Raw genomic sequence first — 19,507 nt, 5'->3', positions numbered from 1 at the left:
GGGGCGCTCGGGTCGGGCGCTAGGGGAGCCAGTGCTCCTCGGTCACCGAGAGCTCCTCGGTGGTCAGCACCGCGATGGCCGCGCGGTAGCCGTCCGTGGCCTTCAGGTCCGCCAGGCGGGTGCGTGCCGGGTCCAGGGCCGGGTCGCCGGACGACAGCAGGCGGGCCGGCTCGTCGTAGCGGGAGAACGTGATGCTCTGCAGCGGGATGCGCAGGCCCTTGCCCGTGGCCTTCATCACCGCTTCCTTGCGGGTCCAGTAGACGAAGAACGCCGCCGCCTTCTCGTCCGGGCCGAGGCCGGTCAGGTGGGCTGCCTCGGCCGGGCTCAGCGCGTAGTCGATCAGGCCGTCGTCGGCGCGGCGGGTGGCCGTCTCGACGTCCAGGCCGACCGGGACCGACGGGGTCGCCGCGAGGCCGATCAGGTCGCCCGAGTGCGAGATCGACAGCGTCAGGTCCGCGCCCGGGACCCGGGGGCGGCCGTGGGGTTTGCCGCAGTCTTCGCAGGTCGCGTCGAACTTCACCGTCTCGGGGGCCAGGCCCAGCCGCTCCGCCGCGACCGTCTTCGCCAGCACGCGGCCGGTCAGGAAGCGGCGCTTGTCGGCGTCCTGGCGGTACGCCGCGAACCGGTCTTGCTCGGTCTCGTCCAGCAGGCGCAGGAAGCGCTCTTCGGCGGGCAACGGCGACGACCAGCGGACCACGATCTCCATCACCCCTCCGATCCTTCCGGGCGTCCGGGCGCTTGTCACGAATTCGGGCGGAGGTCTGGGGTAATCCACCTCTCACGGGGTACCCTCGACTAAGCAAGCGCTTAGCCAGTGTCGGAGGAGCAGCTCACCCATGGATTTCTCTCTCAGCACCGAAGAACGTGAAGTGCGCGACTGGGTCCGCACGTTCGTCCAGCGGGAGCTGATCCCGCTGGAGCAGGAAGTCCTCCGCCGCGAGCGCGCGCACCAGCCCGGCCTGACCGGCGAGGAGCTGAAGGCCCTCCAGCTCAAGGCGAAGGAGTCCGGCTTCTGGGGCGTCTTCACGCCGGAGGAGTACGGCGGCATGGGCCTGTCCGCGGTGATGGCCGCGCTGCTGGAGGCCGAGCTCGGCCGCACCTTCGTGCCGTTCCGCTTCGGCGGCGCCGCGGACAACATCCTGTTCCACGCCAACGAAGAGCAGAAGCAGACCTACCTGCTGCCGACCATCTCGGGCGAGCGCAAGTCGTGCTTCGCGATCACCGAGCCGGGCGCCGGGTCGGACGCGAAAGCCATCCGGACCACCGCCCGCAAGGACGGCACCGACTGGATCATCAACGGCGAGAAGACCTTCATCACCGGCGGCAACGAAGCCGACTTCACCATGGTCTTCGCGATCACCGACCCGGAGAAGGGCGCGAACGGCGGCGTCACGTGCTTCCTCGTCGACCGCGAAGCCGGCTGGAAGTCCGAGTACATCGACACCATGGGCGAGTGGGGCCCGGCGTCGCTGATCTTCCAGGACGTCCGCGTGCCCGAGACGCAGATCCTCGGCGAAGAGGGCCGCGGCTTCGAACTCGCGATGCAGTGGATCGGGCAGGGCCGCTACCTCCTGCCGGCGCGCGCGATCGGTTCGTGCGAGCGGCTGATCACGATGGCGATCGAACACGCCAACACGCGGGAGACGTTCGGACAGAAGATCGCGGAACGCCAGGCCATCCAGTGGATGATCGCCGACTCCGGAGTGGAGCTCGAGGCGTTGCGCTGGCTCGTGCTCAACGCCGCCTGGCAGGTCGACCAGGGCGTCGACTCGCGGCACGCGCAGTCGATGGCGAAGCTGTACGGCGGCCAGAAGGCCAACGAAATCGTCGACCGCGTCCTGCAGATCCACGGCGGCATGGGCTACACGCGGGAGCTGCCGATCGAGCGGTGGTACCGCGAGCTGCGGCTGCTGCGCATCTACGAAGGCACCGACGAGATCCAGCGCCGCACCATCGCGCGCAACCTCCTCAAGGGGCACGTGAAGGTCGGCGGCGTCCTCGGCTGACCCCCCGGAACGCGAACGAGGCCACCTCCCGGACGTCCGGGAGGTGGCCTCGGCGGTGTTCGGGGTTACTTCTTGTTGCGGATGGCGATCGGCACGCCGGCCAGGTCCTCTTCGTTGCACAGGAGCTTCACGTCGTAGTACGGCGAACCCTGGCGGTCGTCGTAGTCGAGGTGGATGGCCAGGACGTCGAGCGGCTCGCCCAGCCACTCCTGCGCCTGCCGTAGCCAAGCGGAGCACCGCTCCAGGGCGGTGGGGAGATCGTCATCGCGGAACTCGACCGGGCGATAGGGGACATCCTGCACCTGATCGCGGGGGTGTGCCGGCGCCGGGAGGCCCGGCGCGAGACCCGAGTCGTCCAGTTCCAGTTGGATCGTTTCCTCAGTCACCCTTCGAGCGTCCCCCACGCACGCCGTCTGGGCAAGGCGTACACAGGTAAAAGCGCCGCTAAACGGACACGCCCCACTCTTTCGCGACGATTTCCCGGCACCGCCGGAAGTCGGTGGCACCCGGCGCGGACGGGCAGCCCAGCGCCCTCGACACCAGCTCCGCGTAGTGCTCCGCGAGCTGGTCCAGCGCCAGCGGGCCGCGCGGGGAGTACCAGCGGGCGACGCCGCTGCACATCTCCAGCAGTGCGAGCCGCGTCACGGCCGGGTGTTCGGTGTGGAACACCCCGGCCGCGACGCCCTCGTCGATCGCCGCCGCCCACAGGCGTTCGTACGCGTCCCGCAACGCCACCACCGGCTCGCGCGCGGCCGGCGACAGGACGTCGACTTCGTTGTCCACCACGCGGGTTTCCGCCGGGCCGACCGCGTGCGCGAGCACGTGCAGCGCGACCAGCGTGCGCAATCGATGCACCGGGTCGCCGCCGCCCGCCGTCGCTTCGCGGGCCGCGTCCAGCAAGCGGTTCAGCGCCGTGTGCATGATCTCCGCGAGGAGATCTTCCTTGGTGCCCATGTAGTGGTACAGGCTCGCCGACGAGAGTTCCGCCTCCTGCGCCAGATCCCGGATGCCGGTGCCGTGGAACCCCTTGGTGGCGAACAGCTTCACCGCCGCCGCGCGCACCCGCTCCCGGCTGCTCACAGCCATGTTCCCGCCTTCGCGTCCCACGACCCGGCGCGCGGGTCGGCCACCTTCCGCAGTTCGCCCTTGGCGACGCGCTCCGACGGCGTCATCGGCAGTTCGTCGGCGAACGCCCAGAACCGCGGAACCTTGAAGTAGGCCAGCTTTCCCGCGCAGAACCCGGCCAGCTCGGCCGGGTCGGGCCGCTCGCCGTCGCACACGACGTACGCCTTGATCTCCTCGCCGCGCAGTTCGTCGGGCACCGCGACGACCGCCGCCAGCCGCACCGCCGGGTGCAGCAGCAGGGCGCGCTCGACCTCGTCCGCGGACACGTTTTCGCCGCTGCGGCGGATCATGTCCTTGGTGCGGCCCACGTAGTGGACGCGGCCGGCGTCGTCCAGCCGGGCGAGGTCGCCGGTGTGGAACCAGCCGTTCTCGAACGCCTTCGCCGTCGCCTCGGGATCTTCGTGGTAGCCGTGCATCAACCCGATGCCGCGGATCAGCAGCTGCCCGGTTTCCCCGCGCGGCAACGGCTTCCCGTCGTCGCCGGCGATCATCACCTCGCGGTCGCGGCTCGGGCGCCCGATGCAGCCGGTGCCGACGGTCTCGTCGTGGTCGGCGGCGGTCATCCGGATGTCGCCGCCGGTCTCGGTCATCCCGAACGCCTCGTACCACGGGACACCCCAGCGCGCCTCCAGCTCGGCGTGCAGCTCGCGCGGGATGGCCGACGCGCAGATCGCGCGGACGCGGTGGTCGCGGTCGGCCGCCGACGGTTCCTGGCGCAGCAGCAGCGCCGGCATCAGGCCGAGGCAGTAGAACCACGTGACGCCGTGCTCGCGGACCTTCGCCCAGAACGTGCTGGGGTGGAACCGGTCCAGCACGACGAGCGTGGCGCCACCGGCCAGCCCGAGCGCGACGTTCCACTGTGGATCGATGTAGTGGAACGGCTGCGCGGTCAGGAGGACGTCCGCTTCGCCGACGGCGGGGAAGTCGGTGGCCAGGCCGATCGCGAGCGTCGTCCAGTAGCGGTTCGGCAGGACGCAGCCCTTGGGGGCGCCGGTCGTACCCGAGGTGTACTGGATGTTGACCGGCAGTTCCGGCACCGGCGTGAAGCCCGCACTTTCACGTGAAAGTGCGGGCCCCAGGTGGGCACTTTCACGTGAAAGTGCGGCCGGGGTGATGACCTCGGTGAGGCCGATCCGGTTGAGGAGGCCGGTGAACTCTTCGGCGGCGACGACGAGTTTCGCGCCGGAATGGCGGAGGACGTGGGCACCGTCGAACTCCTGGTAGTTCGTGTTGACCGGCACCAGCTGCGCGCCGATCTTGGCCAGCGCGAGCCAGGTCAGCGGGAACGCGGGCACGTTCCGCAGCATCACCGCGACCCGGTCGCCGGGACCGACGCCGCGCTCGGCCAGCGCCGCGGCGATTCGCGAGCTTTCGCGGTCGACCTCGGCGAACGTGAACGCCTCGTCCAGGTGGTCGAACACCCACGCCGTGCGCTCCGGCCACAGCTCGGCGGCGCGCCGGACGAGCTGGTCCAGGGTCCCGATCTCGGCGAGCGGGGTCATCCCCGGCTCCGGAACGCTTCCGTCGACGCGGCGACCGCGGCCGAGTGCTCGGTGATCAGGGCGTGGCTGACTTCGAGTTCGAGCGCCGGCTCGACGTCGATCGGAGTGTCGAGGACGCGCTTCGCCATCGCCGCGGCCGCCGGCGGGTGCTCGGCGATCCGCTTCGCCCAGCTCAGCGCTTCGGCCTGGAGCCGGTCGGCGGGCACGGCGGCGTTGACCATGCCCAGCTCGGCGGCTTTCCGGCCGTCGAAGCGCTCGCCGAGCAGCAGGAGCTCCTTCGCCTTGAGCGGGCCGACGAGCAGCGGCAGCAGCCGCGACGCCGCGCCGGTGACGCTCAGGCCCAGCGAGACCTCCGGGAACGCGAACACGGCGTCCTCGGCGGCCAGGATCAGGTCGCAGCCGAGCGCGAACTCCGCGCCGGCGCCGATCGCGTAGCCGTGCACCGCCGCGATCACCGGCTGGCGCAGCCCGCGCAGCCGCCGCGTGACGTCCTGGAGCCGGTCCAGCCGCGTCCGCGAGTCACCCGCGGGGGTGGGCTCCTTGAGGTCGTGCCCCGCGCAGAACGCGCGCCCGTTCCCGGACAGCACGACGACGCGGGCGTCGCTGCGGGCGGCCGCGTCGAGGGCGGCGAGGAAGTCGTCGACCAGGACGGCGGCGACCGCGTTGAGCCGCTCGGGCCGGTTCAGCCGGATCTGCGCGATGCCGTCCTCGACGGCGAAGTCCACGGTGGGCATGAGGGCGATGCTAGACGTTCGATCGATCGATCGATAGCCTCAGCCGTATGCGGGTCGACACGGTCTACGAGAACGCCACGGTGTGGACGGGCGAGGGCGTCACCAGCGCGCTCGCCGTGTGGCACGGCCGGGTGGTCGCGCTCGGCGACGACGCCCGCGAGCTGTCCGCACGCGCCCGCGTCGACCTCGCCGGCGGGTTCGTCGTGCCCGGCTTCCACGACGCCCACAACCACATGGCGTGGTTCGGCATGGGCCTCGACGACGTCCCGCTCGGCGGCTGCCGCAGCGTCGAGGAGGTCTACGACGCCGTCGCCGCGCGCGCCGCGACGCTGCCGCCCGGGAGCTGGGTGGTCGGCAGCGGGTACGACCAGAACAAGCTCGCCGGCGGGCACCCCGACCGGCACGGCCTGGACCGCGCCGCGCCGGGGATGCTCGTGCGGCTCAAGCACACGTCCGGGCACATGACCGTGGTCAGCTCGGCCGTGCTCGACCAGCTCGACCTCGGCAACGTGCCCGTCGGCGGCGACGTCGTGCACACCGACGGCTCGCCGACCGGGCTGCTGCGCGAGCAGGCCCAGCTGCTGCTGCGGCCGCTGACGTACCCGACGCCGGTTTCGCGGGTCGTGCGCGGGCTCGCCCGGGCGTCCGAGCAGTACCTCGCCGAGGGCATCACCAGCGTCCAGGAGGCCGGGATCGGCGGCGGCCTGGTCGGCGAGACACCCGCGGAGCTGGCCGCCTACCAGCAGGCGCGCGATGCCGGCGTGCTGCGCGTGCGCGGCACGGTGATGGTCGCCGCGAGCGTGCTGCACGACCTGCCCGACGGCGCCGGCTTCGGCCTCGACCTCGGCCTGCGCACCGGCCTGGGCGACGAGTGGCTGCGCGTCGGCCCGATGAAGTTGTTCGCCGACGGCTCCCTCGTCGGTCGCACCTGCGCGATGCACGACCCGTTCGACGGCGAGCCGGACAACCGCGGCTACTTCCAGGTGCCCGAGGACGAGCTGGCCCGCACGATCCGCCGCGCCCACGAGGCGGGCTGGCAGATCGCGACGCACGCGATCGGCGACCGCGCGATCACCGTCGTCCTCGACGCCTACGAAGCCGCGTTGGCCGCTACGCCGCGCACGGACCACCGGCACCGCATCGAGCACTGCGCGGTGCTCCAGCCCGCGGAGCTGACCCGGCTCGCTTCGCTCGGCCTCATCCCGTCACCGCAGGGACGGTTCGTCAACGAGCTCGGCGACGGCATGCGCGCCGCGCTCGGCGAGCCCCGCGTCCCGTGGTGCTACCGGCTGCGCAGCGTCCTCGACGCGGGCTGCGTGCTCCCCGCGTCTTCGGACCGCCCGGTCGTGAACGGCGCTCCGCTGCTCGCGCTCGCCGACATGGTTCGGCGGCGCACGGCGTCAGGGGCCCCCTTCGCGCCCGAAGAGGCGTTGACGCCGGAGCAGGCGTTGCGCGCGTACACGTACGGATCGGCGTACGCGACCTTCGCCGAGCGTGACCTGGGCACGCTCGAGCCCGGGAAGCTCGCCGACTTCGCCGTGTTGTCCGGGTCCCCGCTCGAGGAGTCCGCTTTGGACGGGCTCAGCGTGCAAGGCACCGCCGTCGGCGGCGAACTGCGTTATCAAGCCTGATGACTCACTTCCTTCCCACGAAATCGAGTGCTTCTTCGGCCAGCGCGGACCACGGCTGGGGCGACGCCGCGTCCAGCGCCAGCCACTCCTTCATCGGCGTGCCCTTGTTCGCGTCGAAGCGCACGCCGTGCCCGCCCTCGACCAGCTCGTCCACCCGGGCCTTGGGCAGCTTCAGCACCAGCTGCCCGCGGACGAACACCGCGAAGATCCGCCCGTCCACGCGCAGGGCGGTGCGCCCGAACCCGCCGGTCGCCCCGGGTGGCGTGATGCCAGGGCGTCCGGTGAACTCGTCGACCAGGTCCTCGAACTTGCCTTCCGGCGACATCGACCACCTCCGAGCCCGACAGTAACGACCACCACCGACAGAAACGGGAGGCGAGATGCCCGTCCGCGACGCCGTCTTCGAAGACATCGAGGAAATCTGCGCGCTCATCGAGGAGCACGCCGTCTACGAGGACAACCACGACCTGAAGCTCGACCGCGCCGAGATGAGCGGGCACCTGTTCGGGCCGGACCCGAAGGCGTGGGTGCTGCTCGCCACCCCGCCCGGCGAGCCCGGGACCGTCGCCGGCTTCGCGTTCTGCAGCTGGAACTTCTCGACGTGGGAGGCCCGGCCGGGGATCTGGCTGGACGACCTGTTCGTCCGCCCGGCCCACCGCCGCCACGGGCTGGGGGGAGAGCTGCTGGACGAGCTGCGCAACCGCACGACCGGCCGCGTCGAGTGGGACATGCAGGAGGGCAACGAAAAGGGCCAGGCGTTCTACGCCCAGCTGGGTGCCGAGCCGGTCCCCGGCTGGATCCGATACCGCTGGCGGCCGTGAACTTTCACGAGAAAGAACCCGGCCCCGTAAAGTATGCGGCATGGGAGATGGTTCGGTCCGGAGGTCCTCGTCGGTCGAGGACTACGTCCGGGTGATCTACGGCCTGGTCGAGCGGGGTGAGGCGGTCACCAACACGTCACTCGCCGGCCGGCTGGAGGTCAGCCCGTCCTCGGCGTCGGGGATGGTCACGAAGCTGTCCCAGCTCGGCCTGGTCACGCACGTGCCGTACCGCGGCATCGAGCTGACCGCCGACGGCAGGCTGCTGGCGCGCTCGGTGCTGCGCCGGCACCGGCTGATCGAGACGTACCTGGTCTCGGAGCTCGGCTACACGTGGGACGAGGTCCACGCGGAGGCGGACGCGCTGGAGCACGCGGTGTCCGACCGGCTGGTGGAGCGCATCGCGGCGAAGCTCGGCAACCCGGTCCGCGACCCCCACGGCGACCCGATCCCGGCCCCGGACGGCAGCGTGGAGGAGCTGTCGGTCCGCATCCTGGACGACCTCGAGCCGGGCGCGGTCGGCGAGATCGTCCGGGTGTGGGACACGGACCCGGAGCTGCTGCGCTACCTGACGGAACACGCGATCAACCTGGGCGAACGCATCGAGGTGGTGGAGCGCCAGCCGTTCGGCGGCCCGATGGTGGTGAAGGTGGGCTCACCCCCGGACGCGGCCACGCACGCCATCGGCAAGGAGATCGCGCAGGCGTTGTCGGTTACGCTGCGCTAGCCCCCGAGGGAAAGCTGGAATCCCGCCCGCTCGGCTTCGTCGGCGTCTTTCCACAGGGTGCCGCGGTTGCTGTTCCCGACGTGGACGCCGTAGCGGTCCGCGCCCGGCACGTCGGCGAACGTGAAGGTGAACGTTCGAACCCACATCCCGTCGACGAGTTTCGTTTCCTCGCCGGGAGTCCGGTGGAGCTCGGTGGTGGCCACGACCCGGCCGCTTTCGTTCACCAGGGTGACCTGTGAGCCGTCACTGAGGTCGGCGTACCCGTCGTAGCCGTTGGCGGTGGACTTGATGCACTGCACGTCGCACAGCAACGACAAGGTGCCGTTGACCGCGGTGCTGCCGGTCGTGAAGACGACCGCCAGTGCGGTGGCGGTCGCCGCGGCGACGACAGCGCCGAGAGCGATCAAAAGTGGCTTGCGCCGTCGGCGCGGAGGCTGCGGATCCGGCTCGGGTAGCGGTGCATGGCCGGTGTTCGCCTCGGTGGTCATCGATCTGCTCTCGCTCTCATCGCCGGGATGTGCGTACAGACGAACCGGCCTCCGCTGGTGTTACGTTCGGTGACCAAGACGTGATGACGCTGAGGGGCGTACGCGCGGGTGACGTCGTGAAGCGGATGTGGTGACGAACCCGTCCCCGCGACCATGGCCGCATGAAACCCTTCCGCTTCGGCATCGTCGCCGGCTTCGCGCCCGATCTCACCGCCTGGACGAGCCAGGCCAAGCGGGTCGAGGACCTCGGCTACGACACCCTCCTCGCCACCGACCCCGTCGGGACCGCCGATCCCTTCGTCCTCCTCGGTGCCGCCGCCGCGGTCACGCGGGACCTGCGGCTCGGCACCTTCGTGCTCGCCGATCCCTTCCGGGACGCGCGGGCGCTCGGCTGGCAGGCGCAGACCCTCCACCGGCAGACCGGCGGGCGCTTCGAGCTCGGGCTCGGCGTCGGACGGCCCGGGGCCGCGGCGCACGCCGAGAGCCTCGGGCGGGAGTTCCCCTCACCGGGTGAGCGCGTCACACGGATGGCCGAGACCATCGCGTACCTCAAGCGCACGGCCGACCGGCCGCCGTTGGTGGTGGCCGGCGGGGGGCCGAAAATGCTCGCGCTCGCCGCGCAAGAAGCCGACACCGTGACGTTCACCTGGGCGCCGAAGACCACCGAGGGCGCGGCCGAGTCCATTGTGGATCGATTCCGTACGCTCGCCGGGGCGCGGCTGCCGGACATCGAGCTGGGGCTGAACCTCATGGCCGTCGGAGACGAGCCGTCGCCCGGGATCGCGCGGTGGGCCGGGGTCGACGTGCCCGAGCTCGCCGCGGCCGGTGCCGTCACCGTGCTGCCCGCGGACCCGGACCGGGCCGCGGAAAGGCTTCTCCGGTGGCGGGAGCGGTGGGGGATTACCTACGTCACGATCAATTCCGGCTACGCGGAACCGTTCGCCGCGATCGCCGGGAAGGTGCGCACGGCAGGTGGGTGAGTGCTCTTCCGATCTTGCGAACCTGCGCCTACGCTCCAATGTTCGTATTCGGGAGTGCTTCGGAGCGTTGTGATGACCGGTCAGCGAACACGCACGATCGACCGGGGGGAACAGGCGGAGCTGAGCCAGCTGCTCGCCGCGGGCCCGTTCGACGTGGCCCTGCGGGCGGCGATCCGGGCCCGCGGGCTCGGGCTCGATCGGATCCGCTATCGCTTGCGCGGCAGGGGAACCGTGGTCAGCCTGGCCACCCTCAGCCACTGGCAGTCCGGGCGGTGCCGCCCGGAACGCGCGGAATCGTTGGAGGCCTTGCGGAATCTCGAGGACATCCTGAACGTGCCGGACGGCTCGCTCAGCAAGCTCCTCGGGCCGCCGCGGGGAAGAACGCGCTTCCACGCCCAGCCGCCGCCGCTCAATTGAGCGACAGCAAGGGAAACGAGTGGATCACGTAGGCTCGCCGCCATGCGAGCTGTCGTGATCGAAGAGTTCTGCGCCCCGCCCGTGCTGCGGGACGTGCCGGAGCCGGTGGCGCCGCCGGGTGGTGCGGTGATCGAGGTCGACGCGACCGGCGTGTGCCGCAGCGACTGGCACACCTGGCAGGGCCACGACACCGCCGTGACGCTGCCGCACGTCGCCGGGCACGAACTCGCCGGCCGGGTCGTCGCGCTCGGCGACGGCGTGCGCGGGTGGGCGCTCGGCGCACGCGTCACCGTGCCGTTCGTCTGCGCGTGCGGGACCTGCGCCCAGTGCGCGCGCGGCGACCAGCAGATCTGCGACCGCGAGTTCCAGCCCGGCGCAACGCACTGGGGGTCCTTCGCCGAGCGCGTCGCCATCGAGCACGCCGAGACGAACCTGGTGGCGCTGCCGGACTCGCTGGGCGCCGCCGAAGCCGCCGCCCTCGGCTGCCGGTTCGGGACGGCGTTCCGCGCGGTGCTGCGGCAGGGCCGGGTCACCGCGGGGCAGTGGGTTTCGGTGTACGGCTGCGGCGGCGTCGGGATCTCCGCCGTCCTGCTGGCCGTCGCGGCGGGCGCGAAGGTGGTCGCCGTCGACGTCTCGCCGCCGGCGCTGGAGCTCGCGGCGAAGTCGGGTGCGGTGCTGACTGTCGACGCGTCGGCGTTCGACGGCCCGGAAGCCGTCGCGGCGCACGTGCGCGAGCTGACCGGGGGCGGCACGCACGTCTCGCTGGACTGCCTCGGGTCGCCGTCGACCTGCGCCGCGTCCGTGGGCAGCCTTCGCAAGCGCGGGCGCCACGTCCAGGCCGGGCTGATGCCGCCCGCGCAGGGTGTCGCGCCGATCCCGATGCACCGGGTCATCGGCGGCGAGCTGGAGCTGGTCGGCATCCACGGGCTCCAGGCCCACGAGTACCCGGAGCTGCTGCGCGTCGTCGAGACGGCGGGGATCGACCTCACCACGCTGATCGGACGGCGGATCGGGCTCGGCGACGTCCCGGCGGCGCTGGCCGAGATGAACGACCCCGTGCCGGCCCGGGCGGGCGTCACCGTCGTGACGTTCGGTGACTGATCCGCCCCGCCGTGGTCAAGTGACCCGTTCGTAGCTGATCCACGCTGGCTTGTGACATTCGGGTGTGGGAACGTCTAGTTCATGGTGGCCCAGGGCGAGGGGTTTCGGCCGCAGGAGCGTCCCGTTGGTCCGTTGGGACGTCTCCTGCGGCAGTTCGCCGTCGCGGGCGTCACGTTCCGCGGTCACCGCGTCGTGCCCTCGACGATCACCGACCGTGCCCGGCGGGAGCTTCCGGCACAATCGAGGTGATGGACGCCCTCCTGCCGCGCCCGCGCGCCGAGATCGCACCCGGCGCGGTGCACCTGCCCGACTGGCTCGGTTTCGACGAGCAGCGCGAGTTCGTGACGGCCTGCCGCGGCTGGTCCGGCTACCGCCACACCCGGCTGCCGAACGGCGGGGTGATGTCGGTGAAGTCCGTCTGCCTTGGCTGGCACTGGTACCCGTACGGCTACTCGCGCACCACCGGGGAGGGGACGCCGGTGCTGCCGTTCCCGGACTGGCTGGGCGACCTCGGCCGCCGCGCGCTGGCGGCCGCGACCGGTGAGCAGGCCTACGAGCCGGACATCGCGCTGGTCAACTTCTACGACGCCACCGCGAAGATGGGGCTGCACCAGGACAAGGACGAGCGCAGCCTGGCCCCGGTGGTTTCGTTCAGCCTCGGCGACGCCTGCGTGTTCCGCTTCGGCAACACCGAGACGCGCGGCAAGCCGTACACCGACGTAGAACTCCGTTCGGGCGACGTCTTCGTGTTCGGCGGCCCGTCCCGGCTCGCCTACCACGGCGTCCCGAAAACCCTGCCGGGCACGGCGGACCCGGCACTGGGCCTGACCGGACGGCTGAACGTCACGCTGCGGGTGTCCGGGCTCTAGTCCGCTGTGGACTCGTCTTCCTCCGGCACGATGATGAGCCGGACGGCGAGCGCCCGGGAGCCTTGGGGGTGCTGCCCCGGCTCGCTGACGTACTTCCAGACGAGGTTCTGGTACTCCTCGACGAACGCGGTGGCCTGCTCCTTCGTCAGGTGCAGGCCCGACCGGTGGATCTGGTTCCAGCCGCCGGCGCTGTCGTAGCCGGCGTACGCGCGCGTGACCAGGCCCAGGTCGTGGCCCAGCTTCAGGGCGCCCAGCTTCAGCGCGGCCTCGCGCTCGTCCGGCGTCAGCTCGAGGCCCGGCGGGGTGTAGATGTCCTTCATCAGCGACTTCCACCAGCGTTCCCGCCCGTCGCCGCGGTCCTCGAGCTCCGCGATCAGGTCGAGGTCGGCGAGCTTGCGCAGGTGGTAGCTGGTCGTCCCGGTGCTTTCGCCGAGGGCTTTCGCGACGCTCGTCGAGTTCGCTTCGCCGTGTTTGCCCAGGTAGGACAGGATGTCCCGGCGCACCGGGTTCGCGAGGGCCTTGTAGAAGGCCTTGAGATCCGCGCCGGTGAGCACGCGCTTCTCGGGACGTTGGACCATGGCCGGAGCGTACTACAGAGACTGTTTGCAAAAAATCTCTGCAATCGGCTACCTTGGATCGGGAGATCGGGGGTCACGATGAAAAAGCTGTTCTGGGCGGCGGGTCTGTGCCTGCTGCCGTGGATCGCGGTACTGGGGCTGACGCTGCCGGACGTCGTGCAGGCGCAGCACTGGCGGCTCGCGTGGACGGGCTTCGACGCGGCGGAGGCGGTCGGCCTGCTGGCCACGGCCTGGCTGCTCGGGCGCGGCGACCCGCGGACGCCGTTCGCGGCCATCGGGGCGGCGACGCTGCTGCTCGCCGACGCCTGGTTCGACGTCGTGACGGCCAGCGATGACGTCGTGTTTTCCCTGCTCATGGCCGGTCTGGAGGTGCCGCTGGCGCTGGCGTGCCTGTCCGTCGCCCTGCCGCGGCCGGCGGTGCCCGCCCATGTCTGAGCTGAGCCCGGGGCTGCGCGACGAGATCGACGACCAGGTCGCGGAGGCCCTCGACGCCTACCTCGCCGAGCGGGGCCCGTTCCGCGCCCGGCGCACCTGGCCGCTGTGGCTCGCGATCGCCCTCACCAACATCGCGTGGCTGGTGGTCGTGAGTGGGAAACAGGGTTAGAACCCTGTTTCCCACTCACGACGCGGGACGGAAGCGCACGGTCTGCCCCGGGCGCAGCTGGGCCGCGAGGTCGAGGTCGGCCTCCTCGACGACGGCGAGCACGGGGTAGCCGCCGGTCGTCGGGTGGTCGGCGTGGAACAGGATCGGCCGGCCGGACGGCGGGACCTGCAGCGATCCGGGGACGCACGCCTCCGACGGGAGTTCGTCGTGACGCAACCGGGCGAGCGGGGGGCCGGTGAAGCGGATGCCGACGCGGTCCGAGTCCGGCGAGACCGTGTACACAGTGGACAGCAGCTCGTCCGGCGAAGCGAACCAGTCGCGACGCGGTCCCGGTGTCACCCGCAACACCGGCGATTCCGGCAACGACGCCCGGGGCGCGAGGTCCACGACGGGGAACTCCGGCGGCGCCGCGCCGATCGGCAGCAGCATGCCGGCGGCGAGCGGGGGCGGGCCCAGCTTCCCGAGCGTGTCCGTCGCCCGCGAGCCGAGCACCGGTGGCACGTCGATGCCGCCGCGCACCGCCACGTAGCACCGCAGGCCTGAAACCGCCGTGCCCAGCGCGAGTTCCTCGCCCGGCCACAGCGTGATCGGGCCGTTCAGGCCGCCCTTCGACAGCGGGCAAGCGGCTCCGGTGACGGCCACCGTGGTGACGGCGGAAGCGCGCAGCACCAGCCCGCCCAGCGTCACCTCCAACGCCGCCGCGTCGGAAGGGTTCCCGACGAGCCGGTTGGCCAGCCGGAACGACGAGCGGTCGGCGGCCCCGGATCGGCCGACGCCGAGCGCCGCGTGGCCGGGGCGGCCGAGGTCCTGCACCGTCGTCGTGAAGCCCGGCCGCACGACTTCGAGCTTCACGACGGCACCGCCGTGAACCGGACGCGGGTGCCGGGTGGCAGCAGGTTCGGCGGGTCGCGCTCGACGTCCCACACCGGCACTTCGGTCCGGCCCAGCAGCCGCCAGCCGCCGGGGGACGCGCTCGGGTAGACCGCGCTGTACTCGCCGGCGATCGCCACCGAGCCCGGCGGGATCCGGGTGCGCGGCGAGGACCGGCGGGACACGTGCAGCACCGGGTCCGAGCCGGACAGGTACGCGAAGCCCGGCGCGAAGCCGCAGAACGCCGAGACGTACGAGCCACCGCTGTGACGGGCGATCAGCGCACCGACGCTCAGCCCCGTTTCCGCGGCGACCTCGGCCAGGTCTTCGCCGTCGTACACCACCGGGATCACCACCTCGCCCGCTTCGGCCGTCGCACTGTCCACAGGGGACACTTCGCGCAGCACCGCGCCCAGCCGGCCGGCGTCGGTCACCGCCGGGTCGAAGCGGACCAAGAGCGTCCGCGCCGCCGGGACCAGCTCCTCGACGCCGTCCGGCGCCAGTTCCGCCACGGCCGCCTGGTAGCCCAGCACGTCACCGGTTTCCACGAGCACCGCGCGCCGCCCGCACGGCAGCAACCGGACGGTCATCCGGTGAACGCGCCGAGCTGCACGCCGGCGTCCGCCAGCGCCGCCTCGATCCGCCGGGCCAGCTCCACCGCGCCCGGTGTGTCCCCGTGCACGCACAGGGAATCCGGGCGCACGTCGAGCTTGCTGCCGTCCTCGGTCACGACGCCGCCGGTCGCCATGCCGACCGCGCGCTCGGCGACCAGGTCGGGGTCGTGCAGGACCGCGCCCGGCCGCTTGCGCGGGACCAGCTTGCCGTCGGCGGTGTACGCGCGGTCCGCGAACGCCTCGGCGTACGCCACCACCCCCGCGGCCTCCGCCTGCCGCTGCATTTCCGAGTTCGGCAGGCAGAGCAGCGCGAGCGCGGGGTCGTAGCGGCGCAGGCCCGCGACGATCGCCGCGGCCTGCTCGGCGTCCACCGCGGCGGTGTTGTACAGCGCGCCGTGCGGCTTCACGTACGTCACGCGGCTGCCGGCCGCGCGGGCGAACGCGTCGAGCGCGCCGATCTGGTAGAGCACCTCGTCGGCCAGGTCGTCCGGCGCGATGTCGAGCGCGCGCCTGCCGAACCCGGCCAGGTCGCGGTACCCGACGTGGGCGCCGATCGCGACGTCGCGCTCGGCCGCCAGCTCGCACACCCGCCGCATCACCGACGGGTCGCCGGCGTGGAAGCCGCACGCGATGTTCGCGCTGGTCACGATGTCGAGCATGGCTTCGTCGTCGCCCATCTGCCAGGCGCCGAAGCCCTCGCCGAGATCGCTGTTCAAGTCCATTTCAGCCCACCCGGTATTCGCTGTCGTGGCGGTCGGTGATGAACATGTACCCCGGCGCGTGGGTGATCGCAAAGGGGGGCCGCGACGCCATCAGCGCCGCCTGCGGGGTGACGCCGCAGGCCCAGAACACCGGGACGTCGCCGGGGTGGGCGTCCACCGGATCGCCGAAGTCCGGCCGGGACAGGTCCTCGATCCCCAGCGCCCGCGGGTCGCCGATGTGCACCGGGGCGCCGTGCACGGCGGGCATCGCCCGGGTGATCCGGATGGCGTCGTCGACGCGGTCCTCCGGGATCTGCCGCATCGACACCACCATCGGGCCGAACAGCCGCCCGGCCGGCTCGCACTGCCGGTTCGTCACGTACATCGCGACGTTGCGGCCCTGGTCGACGTGCCGCAGCGGGACGCCCTCGGCGGCCAGCGCCGTCTCGAACGTGAAGCTGCAGCCGATGGAGAAGGCGACCATGTCGCTGCGCCACAGCCCGGTCGCGTCCGCCATCTCGCCGGCCAGCACGCCGTTCTGCCAGATCCGGTAGCGCGGCAGGTCGGTGCGCAGGTCCGCGCCTTCGGCGAGCCGGGTGGCCGGGTCGCCGGCGTCGGTGACGTCGAGCAGCGGGCACGGCTGCGGGTTGCGGGTGCAGAAGAGCAGGACGTCGTAGGCCCAGTCTTCGGGCACGGCGATCAGGTTGGTCTGGGTGAAGCCGTTGGCCCAGCCCGTGGTGGGGCGGGCGGTGCCGCGGCGGAACACCGCGCGTGCTTGCGCCGGCGTGAACGTGGCCGGCTGGTCGAAGGTCGTCATGAGTTCCCCCTCAGTCGACGAGTTCGATACCCCTGGTTTCCGGCAGGCCGAGCAGCGCGAGCACCGCGATGCCGTAGCCGAGCGCGCCGAAGACGATCGCTCCGCCGGCGCCGAGGAAGCCCACGACGGTCGGGAAGATCGCCCCGACCGCGCGGCCGAAGTTGTACGTGAAGCCTTGCCCCGTCCCGCGCAGCGCCGTCGGGTACAGCTCGGCGAGGAACGCCCCGAAGCCGCTGAAGATCGCGGACATCGAGAAGCCGAGCGGGAAGCCGAGCACGAGCACGAGCCCGTTGGCGCCCTTGGGGATCTGCGTGTACGCGACGATCAGCGCGGCCGAGAGCAGCGCGAAGGTCAGGAACGTTTTCTTGCGCCCCAGCAGGTCCGTGAGGTAGCCGCCGCAGACGTACCCGACGAAGGCGCCGGTGATGAGGAACGCGAGGTAGCCGCCGGTGCCGATCACGGTCAGCTCGCGCGTCTTCTTCAGGTAGGACGGCAGCCACGTCGAGATCGTGTAGTACCCGCCCTGGACGCCGGTGGCCAGCAGCGCGGCGAAGAACGTCGTGCGCACGAGGTCGCCCTTGAAGATCTGGCCGAGCGTGCCCTTCGGGCGTTCGGTCTTGAGGCGTTCCTCCGCGCGCGGGGCGTCCTTGACGCTCTTGCGGACCCACAGCACGAGCAGCGCCGGGATGACGCCGGTCCAGAACATGATCCGCCAGGCCACGTCGTCGCTCGCGACGCTGAACACGACGGTGTAGACGACCACCGACAGGCCCCAGCCGACCGCCCACGCGCTCTGCACGAACGCCACCGTCCGGCCGCGGTAGCGGGCCGAGGAGTACTCCGCGACCAGTGCCGCGCCCGCCGCCCACTCGCCGCCGAAGCCCAGGCCCTGCAGCGCGCGGAAGATCAGCAGCGTCTCGAAGTTCGGCGCGAACCCGCAGAGCACGGTGAAGATCGTGTACATCGCGATGGTGATCTGGAGCGTGCGGACGCGGCCGATCCGGTCGGCGAGCATGCCCGCGCCGACGCCGCCGAGGGCCGACACGACCAGCGTCGTCGTGCCGAGCAGACCGGCTTCGCCGCTCGAGATGCCGAAGTAGGCCGTGATGGCGGCCAGGCCGAGCGGCAGCGTCTGGTAGTCGAACGAGTCCAGGCCGTAGCCGCCGAACGCGCCGACGAAGGCTCGCCGTCCGCGTTTTCCGAGCGTGCGGAACCAGTCGAACGGCCGGGCCTCGGTTGCAGTGGTCGCGGTCATGGGCACCTCCTGGCCAGTGTCTCTCATCGTGGCGTGCCTCACACGGTAGGGATTGTTGAACAATTCCACAAGACGGCAATTGGATCGTCCTCTGTGTGACGGGTATCATCGGAGCGTGGTCATCGAAGACAGCGGGTTACCGGGCCTGGCCGCGGACCGGGGCCTGGTCAGCCGCAAGAGCACGGCCGAACGGGTCGCCGGCGTCCTCCGCAAGCGCATCGCCGAGGGCTTCTTCCTGCCCGGCGGCCGGCTGTCGGAGCAGGACATCGGCAACGCGCTCGGTGTCTCGCGCAACACGCTGCGCGAAGCGTTCCGGCTGCTCACGCACGAGCGGCTGCTCGCACACGAGCTCAACCGCGGGGTCTTCGTCCGCATCCCGAGCGTCGAGGACGTCGTCGACATCTACCGCGTCCGCAAGATCATCGAGTGCGCGGCGGTCCGCGGGGTGACGGCCAAGCCGGCGACCTTCGCGCGGATCAAGGAGAAGGTCGACATCGGCGACGAGGCCGCCCGCACCGGCAACTGGAAGGACCTCGGCACCGCGAACGTCTGGTTCCACCAGGAGCTGGTCGCGCTCTCCGGCAGCGAGCGCGTCAACGAGCTGGTCGGCAGGCTGACCGCCGAGCTGCGGCTGGTCTTCCACATCATGGCCGAGCCGCGCCGGTTCCACGAGCGCTACCTGCCGCGCAACCACGAGATCCTCGACCGCATCGAGGCGGGCGACGGGCCGGGCGCGGAGCAGCTGCTGATGAAGTACCTCGCGGACGCGGAGGAGCAGCTCGTCGAGGCGTACGCCGAGCGCGCGGACGCCGCCCGCGCGGCGAGCGCGACGGAGTAGCTACCGCCGTCGCGCCATCTCCGCGATCCAGACGGGCGCGAACGGGGACGTGCAGTTCGGCGGCGTCGGGTAGTCCTTCAGCACTTCCAGGCGTTCGCCGATGTCGATCGCCCGCGCGCGGAGTCCGGCGTGCTCGATGCCGATCTGGGCCAGGCAGTGGTTCATCGCCCACTGCAGGCGGTCCGGGGCGTCCTTCATGTCCTTTTCGATGACGTCGAGGAGTTCGTCCAAGCCCTCGGTCATCGCCGGGACGCGGGCGGTCGTCAAGGCCCAGCCGGCGCTCGCGACCACCGGGTCCGGATCGGCGAACCAGGCCTGGCGCAGTTCCTCGGCGTGCGGGCTCTTCTTGACGACGTAGTTGACGAGCCAGTCGTGCACCTTGGGGGTGCGCGCGGTCCGGAGCATGGCGTCGAGCTCGTCGCGTTCGAAGGCCTTCGGGCGGCAGATCAGCGTCGCGAGCAGTTTGGCCGCGGTGTCGTCGGTCCGCCAGAGCTCGCGGGCGAGGTCGTGCTGCGTTTTCAGCCGTTTCGCGACGGCTCGCAGCTTGCTCAGGTTCACGCCGTGGTCGTCGCCGTGCTTTTCGTTGACCGCACGGGCTTTGGGGTCGTCGAGGGTCGCCAGCTCGGCCAGCACGTCGGCCACGGTCTCCGCCATGGCGGCCAGTTTACGGTGCGCGTTCGGGCACGCTTGGCGTCCGGACGGGCCGAGCACCGGCCTGGCTCCGGCGCCGCTGGATAACCTCGGTGCGGTTCCGCCGCCGGAGACCCCCAGCGGCAGGCGGACCACGCTGCCGGGCCGCCGCCTCCCCAGAGCCGCGGCCCGGCAGCCCGCA

At 71.6% G+C, this 19,507-nt stretch carries 25 protein-coding genes; 11 read left to right on the top strand and 14 right to left on the bottom strand.

The annotated features are described in order from the left end of the window. Positions 1-19 precede the first annotated feature (19 nt). Positions 20-706 carry a 4'-phosphopantetheinyl transferase superfamily protein gene (locus AB5J73_RS06975; RefSeq protein WP_370968881.1) on the bottom strand — a complete coding sequence of 229 codons (687 nt, stop codon included), beginning with the start codon at positions 704-706 and terminating at the stop codon, positions 20-22. A 130-nt stretch (positions 707-836) separates the two neighbouring features. On the opposite strand from AB5J73_RS06975, the gene AB5J73_RS06970 reads away from it, so the two are divergent. Next, positions 837-2,006: an acyl-CoA dehydrogenase family protein gene (locus AB5J73_RS06970; protein WP_370968880.1), complete on the top strand. Its 1,170-nt coding sequence runs from the start codon at positions 837-839 to the stop codon at positions 2,004-2,006. Positions 2,007-2,071: 65 nt separating this feature from the next. Here the strand turns inward: AB5J73_RS06970 and AB5J73_RS06965 are convergent, their stop codons facing one another. The 4 genes from AB5J73_RS06965 to AB5J73_RS06950 are packed head-to-tail and all read right to left on the bottom strand — an operon-like array spanning position 2,072 to position 5,367. Next, on the bottom strand, positions 2,072-2,392 hold the full coding sequence (locus AB5J73_RS06965) for a hypothetical protein (RefSeq protein WP_086839577.1): 321 nt from the start codon (positions 2,390-2,392) through the stop codon (positions 2,072-2,074). Positions 2,393-2,450: 58 nt separating this feature from the next. Next, a complete protein-coding gene (locus AB5J73_RS06960) occupies positions 2,451-3,086 on the bottom strand; it encodes a TetR/AcrR family transcriptional regulator (protein ID WP_370972974.1) in 636 nt (211 codons plus the stop codon). Continuing rightward, positions 3,083-4,633 carry an ATP-dependent acyl-CoA ligase gene (locus AB5J73_RS06955; RefSeq protein WP_370968879.1) on the bottom strand — a complete coding sequence of 517 codons (1,551 nt, stop codon included), beginning with the start codon at positions 4,631-4,633 and terminating at the stop codon, positions 3,083-3,085. The genes AB5J73_RS06960 and AB5J73_RS06955 overlap by 4 nt, the downstream gene beginning before the upstream one ends. Continuing rightward, entirely contained in the window at positions 4,630-5,367 is a 738-nt protein-coding gene (locus tag AB5J73_RS06950) for an enoyl-CoA hydratase/isomerase family protein (protein ID WP_370968878.1), read from the bottom strand. The genes AB5J73_RS06955 and AB5J73_RS06950 overlap by 4 nt, the downstream gene beginning before the upstream one ends. Positions 5,368-5,414: 47 nt before the next feature. Here AB5J73_RS06950 and AB5J73_RS06945 point away from each other — a divergent pair, with 47 nt between their 5' ends. Continuing rightward, complete coding sequence (locus AB5J73_RS06945; RefSeq protein ID WP_370968877.1) at positions 5,415-6,998, top strand: amidohydrolase; 1,584 nt, start codon at positions 5,415-5,417, stop codon at positions 6,996-6,998. Between the two features lie 4 nt (positions 6,999-7,002). Here AB5J73_RS06945 and AB5J73_RS06940 read toward each other — a convergent pair whose 3' ends face one another. Then, positions 7,003-7,323, bottom strand: a complete 321-nt coding sequence (locus AB5J73_RS06940; protein ID WP_370968876.1) for a hypothetical protein — start codon at positions 7,321-7,323, stop codon at positions 7,003-7,005. Between the two features lie 55 nt (positions 7,324-7,378). Here AB5J73_RS06940 and AB5J73_RS06935 point away from each other — a divergent pair, with 55 nt between their 5' ends. Then, the gene (locus tag AB5J73_RS06935) at positions 7,379-7,819 is read left to right on the top strand and encodes a GNAT family N-acetyltransferase (RefSeq protein WP_247018052.1); all 441 of its coding nucleotides are present in this window, start codon (positions 7,379-7,381) and stop codon (positions 7,817-7,819) included. 40 nt (positions 7,820-7,859) lie between these two features. Next, on the top strand, positions 7,860-8,543 hold the full coding sequence (locus tag AB5J73_RS06930) for a metal-dependent transcriptional regulator (protein ID WP_247018054.1): 684 nt from the start codon (positions 7,860-7,862) through the stop codon (positions 8,541-8,543). On the opposite strand, the gene AB5J73_RS06925 is transcribed toward AB5J73_RS06930, so the two are convergent. Beyond that, a complete protein-coding gene (locus AB5J73_RS06925) occupies positions 8,540-8,950 on the bottom strand; it encodes a hypothetical protein (protein ID WP_370968875.1) in 411 nt (136 codons plus the stop codon). The two genes, AB5J73_RS06930 and AB5J73_RS06925, sit on opposite strands and share 4 nt — an antisense overlap. Positions 8,951-9,192: 242 nt before the next feature. Between AB5J73_RS06925 and AB5J73_RS06920 the strand changes: the two genes are divergently transcribed. The 4 genes from AB5J73_RS06920 to AB5J73_RS06905 all read left to right on the top strand — a co-directional run bounded on the left by AB5J73_RS06920 (position 9,193) and on the right by AB5J73_RS06905 (position 12,398). Beyond that, entirely contained in the window at positions 9,193-10,011 is an 819-nt protein-coding gene (locus tag AB5J73_RS06920; protein ID WP_370968874.1) for an LLM class flavin-dependent oxidoreductase, read from the top strand. A gap of 72 nt (positions 10,012-10,083) precedes the next feature. Then, positions 10,084-10,428 (top strand): transcriptional regulator, encoded by a 345-nt coding sequence (locus AB5J73_RS06915; RefSeq protein ID WP_370968873.1) that lies wholly within the window; start codon positions 10,084-10,086, stop codon positions 10,426-10,428. Between the two features lie 42 nt (positions 10,429-10,470). After that, the gene (locus AB5J73_RS06910) at positions 10,471-11,529 is read left to right on the top strand and encodes an alcohol dehydrogenase catalytic domain-containing protein (protein WP_370968872.1); all 1,059 of its coding nucleotides are present in this window, start codon (positions 10,471-10,473) and stop codon (positions 11,527-11,529) included. Between the two features lie 248 nt (positions 11,530-11,777). After that, positions 11,778-12,398, top strand: coding sequence for an alpha-ketoglutarate-dependent dioxygenase AlkB (locus AB5J73_RS06905; RefSeq protein WP_370968871.1), 621 nt, complete (start codon positions 11,778-11,780; stop codon positions 12,396-12,398). Here AB5J73_RS06905 and AB5J73_RS06900 read toward each other — a convergent pair. Next, positions 12,395-12,976, bottom strand: a complete 582-nt coding sequence (locus tag AB5J73_RS06900) for an ArsR/SmtB family transcription factor (protein WP_370968870.1) — start codon at positions 12,974-12,976, stop codon at positions 12,395-12,397. The two genes, AB5J73_RS06905 and AB5J73_RS06900, sit on opposite strands and share 4 nt — an antisense overlap. A gap of 78 nt (positions 12,977-13,054) precedes the next feature. Here AB5J73_RS06900 and AB5J73_RS06895 point away from each other — a divergent pair, with 78 nt between their 5' ends. Together AB5J73_RS06895 and AB5J73_RS06890 are read left to right on the top strand one after the other, a co-directional pair. Further along, positions 13,055-13,411, top strand: a complete 357-nt coding sequence (locus AB5J73_RS06895) for a hypothetical protein (RefSeq protein WP_370968869.1) — start codon at positions 13,055-13,057, stop codon at positions 13,409-13,411. Continuing rightward, complete coding sequence (locus AB5J73_RS06890) at positions 13,404-13,580, top strand: hypothetical protein (RefSeq protein ID WP_370968868.1); 177 nt, start codon at positions 13,404-13,406, stop codon at positions 13,578-13,580. The genes AB5J73_RS06895 and AB5J73_RS06890 overlap by 8 nt, the downstream gene beginning before the upstream one ends. A gap of 15 nt (positions 13,581-13,595) precedes the next feature. On the opposite strand, the gene AB5J73_RS06885 is transcribed toward AB5J73_RS06890, so the two are convergent. The 5 genes from AB5J73_RS06885 to AB5J73_RS06865 are packed head-to-tail and all read right to left on the bottom strand — an operon-like array spanning position 13,596 to position 17,837. Further along, on the bottom strand, positions 13,596-14,432 hold the full coding sequence (locus AB5J73_RS06885; RefSeq protein WP_370968867.1) for a biotin-dependent carboxyltransferase family protein: 837 nt from the start codon (positions 14,430-14,432) through the stop codon (positions 13,596-13,598). Beyond that, a complete protein-coding gene (locus AB5J73_RS06880; RefSeq protein ID WP_370968866.1) occupies positions 14,429-15,040 on the bottom strand; it encodes an allophanate hydrolase subunit 1 in 612 nt (203 codons plus the stop codon). Before AB5J73_RS06880 ends, AB5J73_RS06885 begins: the two co-directional genes overlap by 4 nt. Then, positions 15,037-15,786 (bottom strand): LamB/YcsF family protein, encoded by a 750-nt coding sequence (locus tag AB5J73_RS06875; RefSeq protein ID WP_370968865.1) that lies wholly within the window; start codon positions 15,784-15,786, stop codon positions 15,037-15,039. Before AB5J73_RS06875 ends, AB5J73_RS06880 begins: the two co-directional genes overlap by 4 nt. 1 nt (position 15,787) lies before the next feature. Beyond that, positions 15,788-16,582: a putative hydro-lyase gene (locus tag AB5J73_RS06870; RefSeq protein ID WP_370968864.1), complete on the bottom strand. Its 795-nt coding sequence runs from the start codon at positions 16,580-16,582 to the stop codon at positions 15,788-15,790. Positions 16,583-16,592: 10 nt separating this feature from the next. Next, a complete protein-coding gene (locus AB5J73_RS06865; protein ID WP_370968863.1) occupies positions 16,593-17,837 on the bottom strand; it encodes an MFS transporter in 1,245 nt (414 codons plus the stop codon). Positions 17,838-17,952: 115 nt separating this feature from the next. Between AB5J73_RS06865 and AB5J73_RS06860 the strand changes: the two genes are divergently transcribed. Beyond that, positions 17,953-18,675, top strand: a complete 723-nt coding sequence (locus AB5J73_RS06860) for a GntR family transcriptional regulator (RefSeq protein WP_370968862.1) — start codon at positions 17,953-17,955, stop codon at positions 18,673-18,675. Here the strand turns inward: AB5J73_RS06860 and AB5J73_RS06855 are convergent, their stop codons facing one another. Further along, a complete protein-coding gene (locus tag AB5J73_RS06855) occupies positions 18,676-19,329 on the bottom strand; it encodes a DNA alkylation repair protein (RefSeq protein ID WP_370968861.1) in 654 nt (217 codons plus the stop codon). It abuts the gene before it with no gap. Positions 19,330-19,507 lie beyond the last annotated feature (178 nt).

The sequence above is a fragment of the Amycolatopsis sp. cg9 genome (genome assembly GCF_041346945.1).
Lineage (GTDB): Bacteria > Actinomycetota > Actinomycetes > Mycobacteriales > Pseudonocardiaceae > Amycolatopsis.
Note: the sequence above shows the minus strand (reverse complement) of the source record. Positions and strands in the feature narration are given on the sequence as shown.